18 protein-coding genes are annotated in these 19,802 nt (G+C 59.2%); 12 read left to right on the top strand and 6 right to left on the bottom strand.

The window, feature by feature from the left end; translation table 11 throughout:
* Nucleotides 1–192 precede the first annotated feature (192 nt).
* From PPTH39_RS08260 to PPTH39_RS08235, 6 genes are all read left to right on the top strand, one after another.
* Nucleotides 193–1,557, top strand: coding sequence for an OprD family porin (locus PPTH39_RS08260; protein WP_130871859.1), 1,365 nt, complete (start codon nucleotides 193–195; stop codon nucleotides 1,555–1,557).
* Nucleotides 1,558–1,645: 88 nt separating this feature from the next.
* The gene (locus tag PPTH39_RS08255; protein WP_095026385.1) at nucleotides 1,646–3,241 is read left to right on the top strand and encodes an ABC transporter substrate-binding protein; all 1,596 of its coding nucleotides are present in this window, start codon (nucleotides 1,646–1,648) and stop codon (nucleotides 3,239–3,241) included.
* Nucleotides 3,242–3,315: 74 nt separating this feature from the next.
* A complete protein-coding gene (locus tag PPTH39_RS08250) occupies nucleotides 3,316–4,326 on the top strand; it encodes an ABC transporter permease subunit (protein WP_095001576.1) in 1,011 nt (336 codons plus the stop codon).
* A gap of 10 nt (nucleotides 4,327–4,336) precedes the next feature.
* Nucleotides 4,337–5,248, top strand: coding sequence for an ABC transporter permease subunit (locus PPTH39_RS08245; protein ID WP_095001577.1), 912 nt, complete (start codon nucleotides 4,337–4,339; stop codon nucleotides 5,246–5,248).
* Between the two features lie 10 nt (nucleotides 5,249–5,258).
* On the top strand, nucleotides 5,259–6,227 hold the full coding sequence (locus PPTH39_RS08240) for an ABC transporter ATP-binding protein (RefSeq protein WP_095001578.1): 969 nt from the start codon (nucleotides 5,259–5,261) through the stop codon (nucleotides 6,225–6,227).
* The gene (locus PPTH39_RS08235) at nucleotides 6,227–7,201 is read left to right on the top strand and encodes a peptide ABC transporter ATP-binding protein (protein WP_095001579.1); all 975 of its coding nucleotides are present in this window, start codon (nucleotides 6,227–6,229) and stop codon (nucleotides 7,199–7,201) included. Before PPTH39_RS08240 ends, PPTH39_RS08235 begins: the two co-directional genes overlap by 1 nt.
* A gap of 163 nt (nucleotides 7,202–7,364) precedes the next feature.
* Here the strand turns inward: PPTH39_RS08235 and PPTH39_RS08230 are convergent, their stop codons facing one another.
* A complete protein-coding gene (locus PPTH39_RS08230) occupies nucleotides 7,365–7,649 on the bottom strand; it encodes a hypothetical protein (RefSeq protein ID WP_130871858.1) in 285 nt (94 codons plus the stop codon).
* Nucleotides 7,650–7,955: 306 nt separating this feature from the next.
* The gene (locus PPTH39_RS08225; RefSeq protein WP_130871857.1) at nucleotides 7,956–9,539 is read right to left on the bottom strand and encodes a peptide chain release factor 3; all 1,584 of its coding nucleotides are present in this window, start codon (nucleotides 9,537–9,539) and stop codon (nucleotides 7,956–7,958) included.
* 339 nt (nucleotides 9,540–9,878) lie between these two features.
* On the opposite strand from PPTH39_RS08225, the gene PPTH39_RS08220 reads away from it, so the two are divergent.
* From PPTH39_RS08220 to leuD, 6 genes are all read left to right on the top strand, one after another.
* Entirely contained in the window at nucleotides 9,879–10,595 is a 717-nt protein-coding gene (locus PPTH39_RS08220; RefSeq protein WP_095001582.1) for an ABC transporter permease, read from the top strand.
* Between the two features lie 25 nt (nucleotides 10,596–10,620).
* Entirely contained in the window at nucleotides 10,621–11,514 is an 894-nt protein-coding gene (locus tag PPTH39_RS08215) for a glycine betaine ABC transporter substrate-binding protein (protein ID WP_095001583.1), read from the top strand.
* A gap of 14 nt (nucleotides 11,515–11,528) precedes the next feature.
* Entirely contained in the window at nucleotides 11,529–12,182 is a 654-nt protein-coding gene (locus PPTH39_RS08210; protein ID WP_095001584.1) for an ABC transporter permease, read from the top strand.
* Complete coding sequence (locus PPTH39_RS08205) at nucleotides 12,179–13,336, top strand: osmoprotectant ABC transporter ATP-binding protein OsmV (protein ID WP_095001585.1); 1,158 nt, start codon at nucleotides 12,179–12,181, stop codon at nucleotides 13,334–13,336. The genes PPTH39_RS08210 and PPTH39_RS08205 overlap by 4 nt, the downstream gene beginning before the upstream one ends.
* 167 nt (nucleotides 13,337–13,503) lie before the next feature.
* A complete protein-coding gene (gene leuC, locus PPTH39_RS08200; protein ID WP_130871856.1) occupies nucleotides 13,504–14,925 on the top strand; it encodes a 3-isopropylmalate dehydratase large subunit in 1,422 nt (473 codons plus the stop codon).
* On the top strand, nucleotides 14,922–15,536 hold the full coding sequence (gene leuD, locus PPTH39_RS08195; protein WP_130871855.1) for a 3-isopropylmalate dehydratase small subunit: 615 nt from the start codon (nucleotides 14,922–14,924) through the stop codon (nucleotides 15,534–15,536). The genes leuC and leuD overlap by 4 nt, the downstream gene beginning before the upstream one ends.
* 21 nt (nucleotides 15,537–15,557) lie before the next feature.
* On the opposite strand, the gene PPTH39_RS08190 is transcribed toward leuD, so the two are convergent.
* The 4 genes from PPTH39_RS08190 to PPTH39_RS08175 form a co-directional block, all read right to left on the bottom strand.
* Complete coding sequence (locus tag PPTH39_RS08190) at nucleotides 15,558–16,466, bottom strand: LysR substrate-binding domain-containing protein (protein WP_198417404.1); 909 nt, start codon at nucleotides 16,464–16,466, stop codon at nucleotides 15,558–15,560.
* Between the two features lie 39 nt (nucleotides 16,467–16,505).
* Complete coding sequence (locus PPTH39_RS08185; RefSeq protein ID WP_095001589.1) at nucleotides 16,506–17,381, bottom strand: alpha/beta fold hydrolase; 876 nt, start codon at nucleotides 17,379–17,381, stop codon at nucleotides 16,506–16,508.
* Between the two features lie 182 nt (nucleotides 17,382–17,563).
* Nucleotides 17,564–18,970, bottom strand: coding sequence for an ATP-binding protein (locus tag PPTH39_RS08180; protein ID WP_165446511.1), 1,407 nt, complete (start codon nucleotides 18,968–18,970; stop codon nucleotides 17,564–17,566).
* A gap of 19 nt (nucleotides 18,971–18,989) precedes the next feature.
* On the bottom strand, nucleotides 18,990–19,748 hold the full coding sequence (locus tag PPTH39_RS08175) for a response regulator (protein WP_095001591.1): 759 nt from the start codon (nucleotides 19,746–19,748) through the stop codon (nucleotides 18,990–18,992).
* Between the last annotated feature and the right edge of the window lie 54 nt (nucleotides 19,749–19,802).

Raw genomic sequence — 19,802 nt, 5'->3', positions numbered from 1 at the left:
AGGCTCGCTCCCACAACAGAGATCACAAACAACACCGCTCTTTCAGCAGGTCACTTAACCCATGGCCCGCTAAAACTTCGCCAAATCTGCACCAGGCAAACGTTTGCAATGCTTTAAATCGTTTCACAACAGCCGAGTCATCACAAAAAAAGACCGGCCATAAAAAGAAGAAACCAAAGAGGAGCCTCAACCATGAAACTCACCAGCCGCGCGTTATTGGCCTTGTCCATCAGCAGCATCACTGCGATGGCCAATGCCGATGAATTCATGCCGACCGAACTCAAAGCCAGCAGCGCTCAAAACGAGACCAAGGGCTTTGTCGAAGACCAGACCCTGGGCGGCACTACCCGCAACTGGTACGCCAACGAGCTCAAGCGTCGCGATGACCGTTTCAGCTACAACAACCACGGCACCCGTGAATCCACCCCGCGCCGGATCAACTGGGTACAGGGCACCATCCTCGACTACAAGTCGGGCTTCACTGAAGGCACCGTAGGCTTCAGCACCCAGGTCGCGGCTTACAACGCCATTGCCCTGGATCGCGACGCCAAGGACATCGCCGGGCCAAACAACCGCACCCTGACCCACAGCGACGGCGACGCCGTCGGCCAGTGGAGCAAACTGGGCCTGGCCAACCTCAGCGCCCGCATTTCCAACACCACGCTGACCGTGGGCCGACAGAACTTCAGCAGCCCGACCATCGACGTGATCGGTAACCGCGCACTGCCTTCCAGCTTTCAAGGGGTGGGCCTGCACAGTGAAGAGTTCAACAACCTGTCGTTCGATGCCGGCTCCTTTGACCGCGTGTCCCCGCGTACCGAGTCGAGCCTGAGCAAGTTCCGCAGCGAATACGGCGCAACCGGGGTTGAAACCGATCGCGCCAGCGTCGCCGGCCTCAACTACCAGCCGTTCAAGAGCCTGAAGACCACGCTGTACGCAACCCACGTTGAAGACTTCTGGAACCAGTACTACTTCGGCGCCGTACACGACATGGGCGACAACGCCACCCTGGGCCTGAATACCAACTTCAACTACTACAAGACCCTGGATACCGGCAGCAAGGCCCTGGGCAACATCAACAACGACGCCTACAGCCTGGCCTTCGCCCTGACCCACCAGGCCCACACCCTGAGCCTGTCGTTCCAGCAGATCGTCGGCGACGAATACTTCGACTATCTGCACGAAACCAACGGTATTTACCTGGCCAACTCCCTGCTCTCGGACTTCAACGGCCCGAACGAGAAATCCCTGCAACTGGCCTACAGCATCAACATGGCCCAGTACGGCATTCCGGGCCTCAAGTTCAACGCCTACCACGCCCGCGGCTGGGATATCGACGGCACCAAGTACACCGGCACCGCCTACGACGTGAAGAACATGGACGGCGAAACCCATTACGAGTACAGCGTTGGCACGTCCTATGCAATCCAAAGTGGCCCGCTGAAAGCCACCGCGATTCGCGCGACGTACACCACGCACCGCGCCAGCAAAAACCAGTCTGACGGCAACATCAACGAATTCCGCCTGGTGACCACCATTCCGTTCAACATTCTGTAAAAAACTGCTCAAACCCGAAGGCTGCGGCTGATTCGACGAATCAGCCGCAGCCGTTACGCTGGCTCACCCGACTCTGGAGAGGGTTGCAATGAAAAGATTCCCACTACGCACTGCCCTGGCCGCGGCACTGCTCTGCACCACTGTGAGTGTCAGCGCGAAAACCCTGGTGGTCTGCACTGAAGCCAGCCCTGAAGGGTTCGACATCGTTCAGTTCACCACCGCCGTGACTGCCGATGCTTCGGCCGAGACCATACTCAACCGCCTGGTCGACTTTGCCCCCGGCACCACGGATGTGGAGCCCGCCCTGGCCGAGCGCTGGGACATCAGCCCGGACGGGCTTGAATACACATTTCACCTGCGTCCCGACGTAAAGTTTCACACCACTGATTATTTCAAACCGACCCGAACCCTGAACGCCGATGACGTGGTCTGGAGTTTTCAGCGCCAGCTGGACCCGAATCACCCGTGGCACAAACTGTCGCTGGTCGGTTACCCCTACTTTGAAAGCATGGGTTTCAAGGACCTGCTCAAGAGCGTCGAGAAAGTTGACGACCTGACGGTAAAAATCACTCTCAACCACCCTGAAGCGCCGTTTCTGCGCGACGTGGCCATGCCGTTCAACTCCATCTACTCCGCCGAATACGCCGACCAGTTGCTCAAGTCCGGCAAAACCGCCGACCTCAATACCAAGCCGATCGGCACCGGCCCGTTTATCTTCGTGCGCTACAACAAGGATGCCCAGGTACGCTTCAAGGCCAACCCGGACTACTTCCGTGGCAAACCGCCCAGTGATGCGCTGATCTTCGCCATCGCCACCGACAGCAACGTGCGCCTGCAAAAGCTCAAGGCCAACGAATGCCAGATCGCGCTGTACCCCAAGCCTGATGAGGTCAAGAACATCCGCAAGGACCCCAACCTCAAGGTCGATGAGCTGGCCGCCCTGATGACCAGCTATATCGCCATGAATACCAGTCACAAGTACCTGAGCGATGTGCGCGTACGCAAAGCCATCGACATGGCCTTCGACAAGCAGACCTATCTGAACTCCGTCCACGGCGAAGGCAACGCACTGCTGGCCGTCAACCCTTACCCGCCGACCATGCTGGGCTACAACACCAGCATTCAGCGGCCGCCCCGCGACCTGGACAAGGCCCGGGCCTTGCTCAAGGAAGCCGGGGTACCTGAAGGCACGGTACTGACCCTATTCACCCGCAACGGCGGCGGCCCGACCAACCCCAACCCGATGCTGGGTGCGCAGTTGCTGCAGTCCGACCTGGCACAAATCGGCCTCAAGCTGGATATCCGGGTCATGGAATGGGGCGAAATGCTCAAACGCGCCAAAAATGGCGAACATGATCTGGTGTCGACCGGTTGGGGCGGCGATAACGGCGACCCGGATAACTTCCTGACCCCGCTGCTTAGCTGCGAGGCGGCCAAAAACGGCGAGAACTACGCCCGCTGGTGCAACAAGGACTTCGAAAACCTGATCACCAAAGCCCGTGGTATCACTGAACCCTCGCAACGGGCCGAGTTCTATCAACAGGCACAGATGATTTTTAATCAGGACCAACCCTGGATCAACGTTACCCATCCTATGCTGTTCACGGCGATGCGCAAAAACGTCGAGGGCTATACCCTTAGCCCCCTGACCAACAACAACTTCGCCACAACCCAGGTGAAGTAGAACAATAAAAACCCGCCAGGGTTTACCTCAACCCCGGCGGACCTGCCTGACCGGCTGATAAGGAACACCACACGATGTTTAGTTTTATTGCCCGCCGAGTGGGGTTGTTGATCCCCACGTTCTTCGGCATCACCTTGCTCACCTTTGCCCTGATTCGCATGATCCCGGGTGACCCGGTCGAAGTCATGATGGGTGAGCGCCGGGTAGACCCTGAAATGCACGCCCAGGCCATGGAGCGCCTGGGTCTGAACAAGCCGCTGCACGAGCAGTACATCGACTACGTCAGCAAACTGGCACATGGCGATCTGGGCGAGTCATTGCGCACCCGTGAAAGCGTGTGGAGCGAATTTTCCGCACTGTTCCCCGCCACGCTGGAACTGGCCAGCGCCGCCCTGTTGTTCGCCGGCATCCTCGGGCTACTGGCGGGAGTGATCGCGGCACTCAAACGCGGCTCATTGTTTGACCACGGCGTGATGGGTATCTCCCTGGCGGGGTATTCGATGCCGATCTTCTGGTGGGGCCTGATCCTGATCATGTTCTTCTCCGTGGGCCTGGGCTGGACCCCGGTGTCCGGGCGTATCGACCTGCTCTACGACATAGAGCCCAAAACCGGCTTCATGCTTATCGACACCCTGCTCAGCGACGAGCCCGAAGCCTTCTGGGACGCGTTGCACCACCTGATTCTGCCGGCCATTGTGCTGGGTACCATTCCGCTGGCCGTGATCGCGCGGATGACCCGCTCATCCATGCTTGAAGTGCTGCGCGAAGACTACATCCGTACCGCCCGCGCCAAAGGCCTGTCACCCGCCCGCGTGGTGTTCGTGCACGGCCTGCGCAACGCCCTGATCCCGGTACTGACCGTGGTCGGCCTGCAAGTGGGCACCCTGCTGGCCGGTGCAGTCCTGACCGAAACCATTTTTTCGTGGCCCGGTATCGGTAAATGGCTGATCGAGGCCATTGGCGCCCGGGACTATCCCGTGGTGCAAAACGGCATCCTGCTAATCGCCTGCCTGGTGATTCTGGTCAACTTCGTAGTCGACATCCTCTACGGCTTTGCCAACCCACGCATCCGTCACCAGCGCTGAGATCCTGACCATGAGCACCTCCCCAAGCACGACCGAAGTGGATCAAAGCCTGCTTTATCCATCACCGTACAAAGAATTCTGGCATGCCTTCTCCCGGAACAAGGGCGCTGTGGCGGGTCTGATTTTCATGACCATCATCGTGTTCTGCGCGATCTTCGCCCCGTGGGTCGCCCCCCATAGCCCGAGTGAGCAATACCGCGACTTTCTGCTGACCCCGCCGGTCTGGCTGGAAGGCGGCAACTGGCAATTTCTGCTGGGCACCGATGAACTGGGTCGCGACCTGCTGTCACGCCTGATCGAAGGTTCACGGCTGTCGCTGTTGATCGGTTTGTCGTCTGTGGTCATCTCGCTGATTCCGGGCGTGATCCTGGGCCTGTTTGCCGGCTTTTTTCCGCGCCTTCTCGGCCCGGGCATCATGCGGTTGATGGACATCATGCTGGCCCTGCCTTCCTTGCTGCTGGCCGTGGCGATTGTCGCCATCCTCGGCCCTGGCCTGATCAACACCGTGATCGCCATTGCCGTGGTGTCGTTGCCATCGTACGTGCGTCTGACCCGTGCCGCCGTGATGGGCGAGCTGAACCGCGACTATGTGACCGCTGCCCGCCTGGCCGGTGCCAGTCTGCCGCGCCTGATGTTTATCACTGTGCTGCCCAACTGCATGGCGCCGCTGATCGTGCAGGCCACCCTGAGTTTCTCCTCGGCGATCCTCGACGCCGCAGCACTGGGCTTTCTTGGCCTCGGCGTACAACCGCCAACCCCTGAGTGGGGCACCATGCTGGCTTCGGCCCGCGACTATATCGAACGCGCGTGGTGGGTCGTCAGCCTGCCTGGCTTGACCATTTTGCTCAGCGTGCTGGCAATCAACCTGATGGGCGACGGCCTGCGCGATGCGCTGGACCCGAAACTCAAGAACGCCGCCTGAGGAGATTCCCATGTCACTGTTAGAAATCAAGAATCTCAATGTCCGTTTTGGCGACGCTACGGCCGTGCCGGTGGTAGACGGCCTGAGCCTGTCTGTGGATAAAGGCGAAGTACTGGCAATTGTCGGTGAGTCGGGGTCGGGCAAGTCCGTGACCATGATGGCGCTGATGGGCCTGATCGAGCACCCCGGTATCGTCAGCGCCGACGCGCTGACCTTCGACGGCAAGAACATGCTGACCCTCAGCGCGCGTCAGCGCCGGCAGATCGTCGGCAAGGACATGGCGATGGTCTTCCAGGACCCCATGACCGCACTGAACCCCAGCTACACCGTGGGTTTCCAGATCGAGGAAGTGCTGCGCCTGCACCTGAAAATGTCCGCCAAGGCGGCGCGCAAACGGGCCATCGAGCTGCTGGAAAAAGTTGAAATCCCGGGGGCTGCCAGCCGCATGGACGCCTACCCGCATCAACTGTCAGGCGGCATGAGCCAGCGCGTGGCGATTGCCATGGCGATTGCCGGTGAACCCAAACTGCTGATCGCCGACGAACCTACCACGGCCCTGGACGTAACCATCCAGGCGCAGATCATGGACCTGCTGCTGAGCCTGCAACGCGAACAGAACATGGGCCTGGTGCTGATTACCCACGACCTCGCAGTAGTCGCCGAAACCGCCCAGCGGGTATGCGTGATGTACGCCGGCCAGGCCGTGGAAGTCGGCAACGTGCCGGGGCTGTTTGATGTGCCCGCGCACCCGTACAGCGAGGCGCTGCTGGCTGCGATCCCGGAACACAGCATGGGCGCTGCCCGTCTGTCGACCTTGCCCGGCATCGTGCCCGGTCGCTATGACCGGCCCAAAGGCTGCCTGCTGTCACCGCGCTGCCCGTATGTACAAGAGCAATGTCGTCAACAACGTCCTGCGCTGGAGCAACAGGCTCACAGCCAGGTGCGCTGCTTCTTCCCCTTGAATCAGGAGGTGGCGTAATGACTGTTGTTCTTACCGCCCGCGACCTAACCCGTCACTACGAAGTATCCCGTGGCATGTTCAAAGGCCATGCGCTGGTGCGCGCACTCAACGGCGTGTCATTTGAACTGGAAGCCGGTAAAACCCTTGCCGTGGTGGGAGAGTCCGGTTGCGGAAAATCCACCCTGGCCCGCGCGTTGACCTTGATTGAAGAGCCCTCCTCGGGCTCGCTGAAAATTGCCGGGCAAGAAGTTGCAGGGGCCAACAAGGCCGAGCGCAAACAACTGCGCAAAGACGTGCAGATGGTGTTCCAGAGCCCCTACGCCTCGCTCAACCCGCGGCAGAAAATCGGCGATCAACTGGCCGAGCCACTGCTCATCAACACCAGCCTGAGCGCCAGCGAGCGCCGCGAAAAAGTCCAGGCCATGATGAAACAGGTCGGCTTGCGCCCCGAGCATTACCAGCGCTACCCGCATATGTTCTCGGGGGGCCAGCGCCAGCGTATCGCCCTGGCTCGGGCCATGATGTTGCAACCCAAGGTGCTGGTGGCGGACGAACCGACCTCGGCGCTGGACGTGTCGATCCAGGCGCAGGTGCTTAACCTGTTTATGGATTTGCAGCAGGAGTTCAACACTGCCTACGTGTTCATTTCCCACAACCTGGCGGTGGTGCGACATGTGGCCGACACGGTACTGGTGATGTACCTCGGTCGCCCGGTAGAGATGGGCCCCAAGGAAGAGATCTACACCCGGCCGTTGCACCCCTACACCCAGGCGCTGCTGTCGGCCACGCCGACGATCCACCCCGATCCGCTCAAGCCAAAAATCAAGATCGTCGGCGAGCTGCCCAACCCGCTGAACCCGCCATCAGGTTGCGCCTTTCACAAGCGCTGCCCGTATGCGACCGAGTTGTGCAGCACAGACGAACCTGTACTGCGCCTGCTCGACAACCGCCAGGTTGCCTGCCATCACGCGGAGCAGTTTTTGCAGAGCTAAACACGACCCGTAGCAGCTGCCGAGGAACGAAGGCTGCGTTCGGCGGCGCAGCCGTCGTAAAATCGAGGCCCGCGGAGTAACAGACATACCGCAAGCTCAGGTTTTACGATTGCTTCGCAATCGAACGCAGCCTTCGGCAGCTGCTACACATAGGGGTAATGCATTACGTCTGGCTATCGCCTTCATCGCCCTCATCGCCGTTATCCCCACCGTCACTGCCGCCATCACCATCGGTCTGGTCATCATCCCCCGAACTGCCGCCCTGCCCCTGGTCCCCAGGTTCGGAATCCGACTTGTAGATGGCATGAATTGTCGGCCCCGGCACGCCTGTTACTGAAAACCCGGCCCCCGTGCTGCTCAGCGGGTTGCTCGCCCAAGCCGCCGAGGCAGTCACCGTCAGCAGCACCAGCACCTTGAGCAACAGCACAATGCGTTGAAAAAGCTTCATCGCGATTTCCATCCTGTTATGAGAAAAGCACCCTTTAAACCTAGTTCGCCCCTTTCAGCTTTTCCAGAAACTCACAGGCTGGGATATACCCATTCGGAGTAACGCAGCCGCGTTTGTCGATACTGTGTGGTGGGCCATACGCTCACTTGTAGCCGTTGACGAGCAGCGCGAGGCTACGTCCGGCTGCGTAGCAGTCGTAAATTGCTTCGGGCGCGATCGCAGCCTTCGGCAGCGACTATAAAGTTCGCGGGCAAAAAAAAGCGAAGCCCAAGGGCTTCGCTTTATTTCAACCAGACACCGAAGTGCTTAGTGATGCTCACGGGTAGCGCGGAACTTCACATCCGGCCAGCGCTCTTCCATCAACGCCAGGTTGACGCGGGTCGGAGCCAGATAGGTCAGGTGACCGCCACCGTCCACGGCCAGGTTTTCCACAGCTTTGACGCTGAACTCTTCGAGCTTCTTCTTATCGTCGCAATCAATCCAGCGAGCCGAGTACACAGTGATCGGCTCGTAGGAGCATTCCACTTTGTATTCTTCTTTCAAGCGGCTGGCGACCACGTCGAACTGCAGCACACCCACGGCGCCCAGGATGATGTCGTTGCTGCGCTCCGGGAAGAACACCTGGGTGGCGCCCTCTTCGGCCAGTTGCTGCAAGCCCTGGCGCAATTGCTTGGACTTGAGTGGATCGCGCAGACGTACGCGACGGAACAGTTCCGGGGCAAAGTGCGGAATACCGGTGAAGCTCAGGCTCTCACCTTCGGTGAAGGTGTCACCGATCTGGATGGTGCCGTGGTTGTGCAAACCGATGATATCGCCTGCAAAAGCCTCTTCGAGCTGTTCACGCTCGGAGGAGAAGAACGTCAGCGCATCGCCGATACGAACATCTTTGCCGGTGCGCACATGGCGCATTTTCATGCCCTTTTCGTATTTGCCCGAGCAAATGCGCATAAAGGCGATACGGTCGCGGTGTTTCGGGTCCATGTTCGCCTGGATCTTGAACACGAAACCGGTGAATTTCTCTTCAACCGGCTCGACGGTACGCTCGTTGGCAACACGGGCCAGCGGCTGCGGCGCCCAGTCCACTACCGCGTCGAGCACATGGTCGACACCAAAGTTGCCCAGTGCGGTACCGAAGAACACCGGGGTCAACTGGCCGTCGAGAAATTCCTGCTGGTTGAATTCATGGCAAGCGCCCTGAACCAGTTCCAGTTGATCAACAAAACGATCGTACTCGTCACCCAAGTGGGCCCGGGCTTCATCGGAATCGAGCTTTTCGATGATTTTGGTTTCGGTGCGCTCATGCCCATGACCGGCGGTGTAGACGATGATGTAGTCGTCTGCCAGGTGGTAGACACCCTTGAAATCGCGGTAGCAGCCGATCGGCCAGGTGATCGGCGCCGCCTTGATTTTCAGGACCGCTTCGATCTCGTCCAGCAACTCGATCGGGTCGCGAATATCGCGGTCGAGTTTGTTGATAAAGCTGACGATTGGCGTGTCACGCAGACGACACACGTCCATCAGGGCGATGGTACGTGGCTCAACGCCCTTACCGCCGTCGAGGACCATCAGCGCCGAGTCGACCGCGGTCAGCGTGCGGTAGGTGTCTTCGGAGAAGTCTTCGTGGCCCGGGGTGTCGAGCAGGTTGATCATGTTGTCGCGATACGGGAACTGCATGACCGACGTGGTAATCGAAATACCCCGTTGTTTCTCCATTTCCATCCAGTCGGAGGTGGCATGGCGGTCGGACTTTCGCGATTTCACCGTACCGGCGACAGCAATCGCCTTACCCATCAGCAAGAGCTTTTCGGTGATGGTGGTCTTACCCGCATCGGGGTGGGAAATAATGGCGAAAGTGCGGCGTTTCGCGACTTCGGCGGCCTGGTTGGTCATGGGAAATCGCCTGACGATTGATTCAAAAAAGGGCGCGGATTATAGCTCAAATCAGGCGCCTACAGCCACCGTTGGAACCGTGGCTCGTCGGACAAGGGTGGCAATGTGCCGTAAAAAATGTGAACCTTTTAAACAGTGGAGGCGTCCACTCTCCTGATACGACAAAGCGTCAGGGGCTGAAATATCAGCAAGTTAGCCTGACGAGGCTGCGCTAATGACAGGTGTTGAGGGCGCATTTTCGCCACCACCTGTTGCTCTTCGCGAACATATTGCCGGCAACCAGGAATGGCCTTGCCACACGACGATGTGTTCGCCGACTGAAAAAAAAGGAGTCCGTCTATGGCGAATCGCTATGGAAAAGGGCTTATAGGATGCGCGGTCGTTATCGCGCTTCTGGCCCTGTTGGTCCACTGGATCGGCATCAGCACTATCGAACACTATCAAGATGATTTGTTGTTCTACCTGCAAGCCCACCTGTACCTGGTACTCGCTTCAATGCTCGCCGCCCTCCTTGTAGGGATACCTGCCGGCATTTTCCTCAGCCGACCTTCAATGGCCGGACGTGCGGAACGCTTCATGCAAGTCTTCAACATCGGCAACACCGTGCCTCCTCTGGCGGTACTGGCCATTGCCCTGGGTTTCCTGGGCATCGGTAGCGGCCCTGCCATCTTCGCCCTGTTTCTCGCCTCGTTGCTGCCCATTGTGCGCAATACCTACGAAGGCTTGAAAAACGTCCAGGGTTCGCTCAAGGAAGCCGCCGTCGGTATCGGCATGACCCCGCGCCAGGTGCTGTGGCGGGTCGAGTTGCCCAACGCCGTGCCCATCATCATGGGCGGTGTGCGCGTGGCACTGGCGATCAACGTCGGTACCGCCCCGCTGGCGTTCCTGATCGGCGCCAACAGCCTGGGCAGCCTGATTTTTCCAGGCATTGCCCTCAACAATCAGCCGCAACTGATCCTCGGCGCCGCCTGTACTGCGCTGCTGGCACTGCTGCTCGACGGCCTGGTGATACTCATCAGCCGCCAGTGGTTGGAACGCGGTCTGCGACCTGCTTAAGGTCTGGCTGAGCAAAGGAATAACCATGAAAAAAATTAGCTTTTTACTAGGCTGCATCCTGCTGTGTGCAGGAATTGCCCAGGCTGCGGAAAAACCCTTGATTCGCATTGGGGCGCGGGTGTTTACCGAGCAAACCCTGCTCGCGGAAATCACTTCGCAATACCTCAACAGCAAGGGCTATAACGCTCAGGTCACCGGCGGGCTGGGCAGCAGCCTGGCGCGTTCGGCCCAGGAGTCGGGGCAACTGGACATGGTGTGGGAATACACCGGCGTTTCGCTGGTGGCCTACAACCACATCACCGACAAACTCGACAGCCAGCAATCCTACGACCGGGTAAAAGAGGTCGATGCTAAACAAGGACTGGTCTGGCTGCATCCGTCCAAGTTCAGCAACACCTATGCGCTGGCACTGCCACAAAAGGTGGCCGAAGCGTTTCCGGGCATCAACAGCATCAGCGACCTGAACAAGGCAATGCGCGAACCGGACAACAAAAATGCGCTGGTGGCCCTGGACACCGAGTTCGCCAACCGCTCCGACGGCTTGCTGGGTATGGTCAAGCTCTACGACATGGACCTGACCCGTCGCAATATCCGCCAGATGGACGCCGGGCTGGTCTACACCGCGCTGAAAAACGGCCAGGTGTTTGCCGGACTGGTCTACACCACGGACGGTCGCTTGAGCGCCTTCAATCTCAAATTGCTTGAAGACGACAAGCACTACTTCCCGGACTACACCGCCGCGCCGGTAGTGCGTCAGGCCTACCTGGATCAGCACCCCGACCTTGCGGGGCTGCTCAAGCCACTGGCCGATCTGTTTGACGATGAAACCATGCGTCAACTCAACGCCCGGGTCGATGTAAACCACGAAAGCCCGTCCAAAGTCGCCGCAGACTTTCTGCGCCAGCATCCACTGAACTGAAAAGAGGAGAAGACATGGAATTTTTAAACGCCTTTTCCCACATGGACTGGTCGCTTGTTCTGCATCTGACCTTGCAGCACATCACCCTGGTCGGCATTGCCGTGATTCTGGCAATCCTGATCGGCGTGCCGCTAGGCGTGCTGATGACACGCTTTCCGTCGCTGGCCGGCCCGCTGCAAGCCAGCGCCACGGTGCTGCTGACCATTCCTTCAATTGCCCTGTTCGGCCTGCTGCTGCCGTTCTACTCGAAGTTCGGCCAGGGCCTTGGCCCTATGCCGGCCATTACCGCCGTGTTTTTGTACTCACTGCTGCCGATCATGCGTAACACCTTCCTGGCCCTCACCGGCGTGGAACCGGGGATTCGCGAAGCCGCTCGCGGTATCGGCATGACCTTCAGCCAGCGCCTGCGCATGGTTGAACTGCCCATCGCCGTGCCGGTGATTCTGGCCGGTGTGCGTACCGCCGTGGTCATGAACATCGGCGTCATGACCATTGCCGCCACCATCGGTGCCGGTGGTCTGGGTGTACTTATTCTTGCTGCAATCAGCCGTAGCGACATGTCGATGCTGATCGTAGGCGCCGTGTTGGTCAGTGTTCTGGCCATCATCGCCGACCTGCTTCTGCAATGGCTGCAACGCTCGCTGACTCCAAAAGGACTGCTCAAATGATCGAACTTCAAAACCTCAGCAAAACATTCCAAAGCAACGGCAAAGATGTAAAGGCCGTGGACTCGGTAAACCTGACCGTCAATGAAGGCGAAATCTGCGTATTCCTCGGGCCTTCGGGCTGCGGCAAAAGCACCACGCTGAAAATGATCAACCGTCTGATCAAGCCCACGTCGGGCAAGATCCTTATCAATGGCGAAGACACCACTGACCTCGACCCGGTAACCCTGCGTCGCAATATTGGTTATGTGATCCAGCAGATCGGCCTGTTCCCCAACATGACCATCGAGGAGAACATCACCATCGTTCCGCGCCTGCTGGGGTGGGACAAGCAAAAGTGCCATGACCGTGCCCGCGAACTGATGAGCATGATCAAGCTGGAGCCCAAGCAATACCTCAACCGTTATCCGCGCGAACTGTCTGGTGGTCAGCAGCAACGAATCGGCGTGATTCGCGCCCTGGCGGCCGATGCGCCGCTGCTGCTGATGGATGAACCGTTTGGTGCGGTGGACCCGATCAACCGCGAGATGATCCAGAACGAATTCTTCGAGATGCAGCGCGCGCTGAACAAGACCGTAATCATGGTCAGCCACGACATCGACGAAGCGATCAAACTGGGCGACAAGATCGCCATCTTCCGTGGCGGCAAACTGTTGCAAATGGACCACCCGGATACCCTGCTCGCTCACCCGGCGGACGACTTCGTGAGCAACTTTGTCGGCCAGGACAGCACCCTCAAGCGCCTGCTGCTGGTCAAGGCCGAAGATGCCGCGGACAACGCGCCATCGGTGAGCCCGGAAACCCCGGTGGCCGAAGCCCTGGAACTGATGGACGAACTGGACCGTCGCTATGTGGTGGTCACCTGTGCCGACAACAAGGCACTGGGGTATGTACGTCGTCGTGACCTGCATCGCCAGACAGGCACCTGTGGCCAGTTCCTGCGGGAGTTCACCGCGACCGCTGCGTCGGAAGAACATTTGCGCATCCTGCTGTCGCGCATGTACGAGTTCAACCGCTCGTGGTTGCCGGTGATGGACGCCGAACGCGTGTTCCAGGGTGAGGTGACGCAAGAATCGATTGCGGCGTACCTGAGCTCGGGTCGTTCGCGTGGCGCCAAGACCAGCATTGTTTCACCGGCTGAAATAGCTTCCGCTTGACCCTGCAGCCGTTGCCGCAGACTGCGCTGGGTTGCGCAGCCTGCGGCAGCGGCTACAACCTGTTGTATCCAACACGAATCATGTTCTGAGCCATCACTGCATCGCCATTGATGGTGCTCCCCGCGTCCTTATGATGGTTCGCACGCCTCCCGCTGCGAGCCATCACCATGCCCCATGCCAAAACCCTCTACGACAAGCACATTCATGCGCACACCGTGTGCGCGCTCGATGATCAAGGTCACGTCTTGCTATACATAGACCGTCAGGTCATTAACGAATACACCAGCCCGCAAGCCTTCAGTGGTTTGCGTGAAGCCGGGCGCGAAGTGTGGCGCCCGGAAACCGCCCTGGCGGTGGTTGACCATGTGAACCCGACCGCCCCCGTGCGCGTGGCCGCCATGGCCGATGCAGGCGGCGCTTTGCAGGTGTCGTATCTGCAACAGAACTGCGAAAAGTTTGGCATCGAGCTGTTCGATGTGCTCGACCAGCGCCAGGGGATCGAACACGTTATCGCCCCCGAGCAAGGCTTCATCCTGCCCGGCATGATGATCGCCGCAGGCGACAGTCACACCACGACTTATGGCGCGCTGGGTGCCTTCGGCTTTGGTATCGGCACCTCTGAAATCGAGCACCTGCTGGCCACTCAGATACTGGTCTACAAACGTCTGAAAAGCATGCGAGTGACCGTCCAGGGCGCGCTGGGCCTGGGGCTGACGTCAAAAGACCTGATCATGGCCCTGATCGCCAAAATCGGCGCTTCAGGCGCCACCGGCTATGCCATTGAATTTACCGGCTCGACCATCGATGCATTGAGCGTCGAAGCGCGCATGACCATCTGCAACATGGCCGTGGAAGCCGGTGCCCGCGGTGCTTTTATGGCGCCCGATGACAAGGTGTACGCCTACCTCAAAGACAAACCCCGTGCCCCACAAGGCGAGTTGTGGGAACAAGCGGTTGAGCATTGGTGCCTGCTTTATAGCGACCCCGACGCGCAGTTCGATCAAGAGGTGCAAGTGGACGCCACTGACCTGCAACCGATGGTCACGTGGGGCACCAGCCCCGATCAGGCCGCCGCCATTGGCAGCCGCGTGCCGGACCCGCAGGCGATCAGCGACTTGATCTTGCGTCAGGACATGCGCCGGGCCTTGAACTACATGGGCCTGGAGGCTGGCGCGCCGCTCAATGAAGTGGTGATCAGCCATGCCTTTATCGGTTCGTGCACCAACGCCCGCATTGAAGATTTACGTGACGCCGCACAGGTGGTGCGCGGCCAGAAAGTGGCCACGCATGTGCGGGCGATGATCGTGCCGGGGTCGACTCAGGTGCGTGATCAGGCCGAGGCCGAAGGGTTGGCCGCGATCTTTATCGACGCCGGTTTTGAGTGGCGCCAGTCCGGGTGCTCCATGTGCCTGGCCATGAATGATGACGTACTCGCCCCCGGCGACCGCTGCGCCTCCAGTACCAATCGCAACTTCGAAGGCCGCCAGGGCGCCGGGGCACGCACCCATTTGATGAGCCCGGCGATGGTCGCGGCCGCCGCCATTACCGGCCATCTGGTCGACGTTCGCCAACTGTCAGGGAGAGTCTGAGCATGCAACCTTTCACCACCGTCAGCGGCAAGGCAGCACCGATGCTCGCGGCCAACATCGATACCGATGTGATCATGCCCAAGCAGTTTCTTAAAGGCATTGATCGCAACGGACTGGATCGCGGTCTGTTTTTTGACCTGCGTTTCCTGCCTTCGGGCGAGCCGAACCCGGCGTTCGTCCTTAATCAGCCGGGCTGGCAAGAGGCACGCTTTTTAGTCACCGGGCGGAATTTTGGCTGTGGCTCCAGCCGTGAACATGCGGTCTGGGGATTGAAGCAACTCGGTATCCGGGCCTTGATTGGCAGCAGCTTCGCCGGGATCTTTTATGACAACTGCCAGCGTAACGGGGTGTTGGTGATTACCCTGGAAGAGGCGCAGGTGCAGGCGCTAGGGCACACTATCAGCCACGCAGACACGGCTGAAATTGCCGTTGACCTGCCGAGCCAAAGTATTTGTCTGGCCGATGGTTCAACGGTTGAGTTCCAGATCGACGGTCTGCGTAAAACCGCGCTGTTGCAGGGACTGGATGCCATTGGCAGCACCTTGCAACGCAGTCGGCAGATTCGCGAGTTCCAAGAGCGGCACTTGCAGGCCAACCCTTGGTTGAGCTGAAAAGCGCCCTCACGGCAGAGGTCACAACCGCCCCAACTGCTTCTGCAAAAACTCCACACACACCCGCAGCTTGCCCGAGTTAGCCAGCCGTGTCGGGTACACCGCCCACACGTCAGCGCTTTGCCAGTATTCAGGCAGTACCTGCACCAACCTGCCCTGTTCCAGCAGTGGCCTGACATCCCACATCGAGCGCAGCAACACGCCACGCCCGTCCAGTGCCCACTGCAACACTATCTCGCCACTGTTAGACGACAACGGCCCGCTGACGCGCACGCTGGCTTCGCCTTCCGGGCCTTGCAGTTGCCAGATGCCAAACGCGTTGTCGCGCTCTTTAAGCACCAGGCAATCGTGCTGCCCCAGGTCTTCCAGATGTTGAGGTACACCCCGGCGCTTGAGGTAGTCAGGGGAAGCGCACAACACGCGATTGTTGGTCACCAGCCGGCGCCCGATATGCTGGCCCGGAATGTCATCGCCCACATGAATCTCCAGATCGAAGCCTTCATGGACGATATTCACCACTCGATCAAATACGTCGAGGCGAATCTCCAGCTCGGGGTACTGCTCGGCCAGCAAGGAAATGGCAGGCGCCACATGGTTGCGGCCAAAACCGAAAGTACTGCATACGTGCAAGCGTCCACGCGGGGCCGAATGCGCTTCGGACAGCTCATCCTGTAGCTGCTGAACATCATCCAGAATCCGTACCGCCCAGCGCTGCACCCGCTCGCCGTCATCGGTCAGCGCGATACGGCGGCTGGTGCGATGCAGCAAGCGACTGCCCAGGGTAGTTTCGAGAATTTGAATACGTTTGCTGACATAGGCTGGAGACAACCCCAGCTCTTCTGCCGCTGCGGCAAAGCCGCCTTTGCGCACCACCGTGAGGAAGACCCGCAGGTCTTCAGGCAACGGCGCACTGTATTTTATTGGCGGCATGGTCATGAGCGGCTTGGCGGCAAGAGCGTACAGAATAGCTCAGCGCAGAAAAGGCAGCACATGTTCAAGCAGCAGTTCAGGGACTTCTTCGGCAATGTAGTGCCCGGACGGCAACGCCTGGCCACGCACATCGGTCGCGACTTTCTGCCATTCGCCAAGCGGGTCGAAACAACGCCCCACCGTGCCCTCCGCGCCCCACAACAGCAACACGGGCATATTCAAATACCGACCCGCAGCAATGTCCTCGCGGTCATGCTCAAGGTCAATCCCGGCGCTGGCACGATAGTCTTCGCAGATCCCTCGCGCCGCGCCCGGCAGTTTGATGCAGCGCACGTATTCAGCCAGCGCTTGGGCCGTAAACGGTTGCAAGCCCGCACTGCGGCTGCCCATCACGCTGAGCAGGTACTGCTCAGGATCGGCCTCGATAAGGCGTTCAGGCAACGGCGCCGGGCGAATCAAGAAGAACCAGTGCCAGTAAGCACGGGCAAAGGCCTCATTGGTTTGCGCATACATGGCCAGCGTCGGCGCAATGTCGAGCATGACCAGGCGGGTAATCGCCTGCGGATGGTCCAGCGCCAGACGATGGGCAACTCGCGCGCCACGGTCATGGGCCAGTACCGAAAACTGCTCGAAACCCAGGCTGCTCATCAGCCTCAGCGAGTCACGGGCCATTTCACGCTTGCTGTAGTTGCTATGGTCGGCTACCGCTTCGGGCTTTTCACTGTCACCGTAGCCACGCAAATCGGCCACGACCACTGTGAAGTGCTCGGCCAATTGCCCGGCAACCTTGTGCCAGATCACATGCGTCTGCGGGTGCCCGTGAATCAACAGCAACCCCGGCCCGTGACCGCCGACCCGGAAGGCAATCTGCACGCCATTGACCTGGCGCTGTACTGTGTTAAAACCGGCGAACATGAGGCTGCTCCTTCTAATGGTCAGCCCATGCTAGAGCTCCCAGATTCGGCGACAAGGGCCAAACCGTGGCGGCTCGATTCATGAAGTGTGGTACATCAGCTCGGCATCAAGGTCGGTGACTCAAATAGATCTCCCTACCCCCCGGGTCAAGGCTTTTGAAGTTCCGACGTGTTGAGTTGCTCTCAAGCCTTTGCCTGAGCGCTTGCGCCCTCACCCTCCCTGAGCGGCAAGAAAATACAGGCGGTCAAACCTCCCCCTTCACGATTGCCAAGCACCAGGCTGCCCTTATGGCTGACGGCAATACGCCTGGCGATACTAAGCCCCAGTCCAAAACCGCCAGATTGATCATTGCGTGAGGTATCCGCACGTACGAACGGATCGGTGACTGAATGCAGAACAGATTGCGCTATACCAGGCCCGCGATCATTGACTCGCAACGTCACACCGCTTGACGAGCGCTCGACCTCAATCGTTATTTCCCGGGCATAGGCCTGCGCGTTCACCAGCAAATTCTGCAAGCAACGGTGCAGCAACACGCCGTTTGCGTAGAGCATCCCGCCCCGGCCGCTGACAGGCAATGGCTCGGCGGGTGTCGACAACTCGGTACACAGGTTGCGCAATACGCTGTCGAGATCAATAAACTGGCATGTGTGTTGGTTGGCACTCTGCAGATAGACGAGTACCTGAGTAATCATCTTGTCCATTTGATAAATGTTTTGCTTCAAGCGCTCACGCTGATCGAGATCGCTCAACCGCTCAATGCGTAAACGCATGCGGGTCAAGGGCGTTCGCAGATCGTGGGACACTGCCGCCAGAAAAAAACTCTGGTCATTGACCATCGCGACAATCTGTTTCTGCATGGTGTTAAACATCTGGGCGGCCTGGCGGACTTCCAGAGGCCCTTCAATCGCCAACGGCGTCTGATCAAGGTTATCGCCCAACGCATTGGCGGCGTCACTGAGCCGTTTTAGAGGGCGCAGGCACAGTCGCACAGCCAGCCAGCACATCCCTATGACGCCAATAATGCGCACCACATAGACCCGCAGAATGTAGTCGGCAATTAACGCCCATGCTGACTCGCCGCTCCAGCCCTGCAACTCGTGCCCCTCGATGCTCAACCAATGACCATCGGCCAGGGGCACCGCGAAATCCACATGGGCGGTGGCCGTTTGCAGGCCAAAAAGGCTGCGCCAGACCAGCGGCTGACCGGATGCATCGGTCAGGTCGACCTCTATCATCTCAACCGCTGGCGCATAGCCCAACTCATACGCCAATGCCTGTTTCAACAGCAAAGCCGTGCGTCGGGCCGCGCGATCATTGCCGGGTTGAGTATCGGGTTTCGTGGCCAGGCACCTGGCCGTGTAATTGGCCGGTGCTGTCTGGGGTTGCCCCGCAATGCAACGGTCTTGGTTAATCAATTGTGCCGTTCGGCTGGCCATCAACCGGACAGGCGCTTCGAGGACTTGCGCATAGCGCACATCGAACCAGATGCTGCTCGACAACAATTGAATAGCCAGCGTGCCGCTGACCAGAATCAGCGTCAGTTGGCCGAACAGGGTTTTGGGCCACAGGCGCATCACCCCCCGCACCAGAGCATCGCGCACCTGGTTAAACCGCCGCTTCAGGGCTGTAGACACTTAGCAGGTAACCTTCATTACGCACGGTCAGTATCTGGACGTGCCCCTCCTTGAAATGCTGGCGCAGACGGCTGATGCACATGTCGATCGAGCGGTCGTCGGGCGAGTATTCTCGTCCCATCGCACTGAGTGTCAATTGATCACGCGACAACACTTGTTCACGGGCCTGGAGCAAATCACGCAACACCCTGAAGTCGGAGCGCGGCAAGGTCAGGGTCTGGCCACCCGGGGTGTGTAACAGGCGCTTTACATAATCGAGGCGATAGCCGACGAAGTCGCGGTGGGTCGTGACCGGGCGATCCGCGATGGGCTCGGCCCGTGCTTGCCGGCGCAGCACCGCCTTGATTCTGGCCACCAGCTCACGGGGCTCGAAAGGCTTGGTCAAATAATCGTCGGCACCAACCTCCAGGCCAATGATGCGATCCAGCGCTGATCCCTTGGCGGAAAGCATGATCACGCTAAGGCCGGGGCGCGATTGAAGCTGGCGACACAGACTCAGGCCGTCCTCTCCCGGCAGCATGACGTCGAGCACGACCAGATCGACAGCCTGGCGCTCCAACTGCGCCCACATCTCAAGGCCATCGGCTGCTGCCAGCACATGGTCACCGTTCTCACTCAGGTAATCACATAACAACTCGCGAATTTCATCATCGTCATCCACCACCAACAGCGTTTTGGCGGCCACGGGAGGTTTTGACGTGGGTAAAACGTGGCGCTCATTACATTCCATTACATACCCACACATATCCGTAATAGTGCCTGGCGGCGTGATACCTAAAATGCT

The sequence above is a fragment of the Pseudomonas bubulae genome, from assembly GCF_900618535.1.
Lineage (GTDB): Bacteria > Pseudomonadota > Gammaproteobacteria > Pseudomonadales > Pseudomonadaceae > Aquipseudomonas > Aquipseudomonas bubulae.
This window is presented reverse-complemented; position numbering and strand designations above follow the sequence as displayed.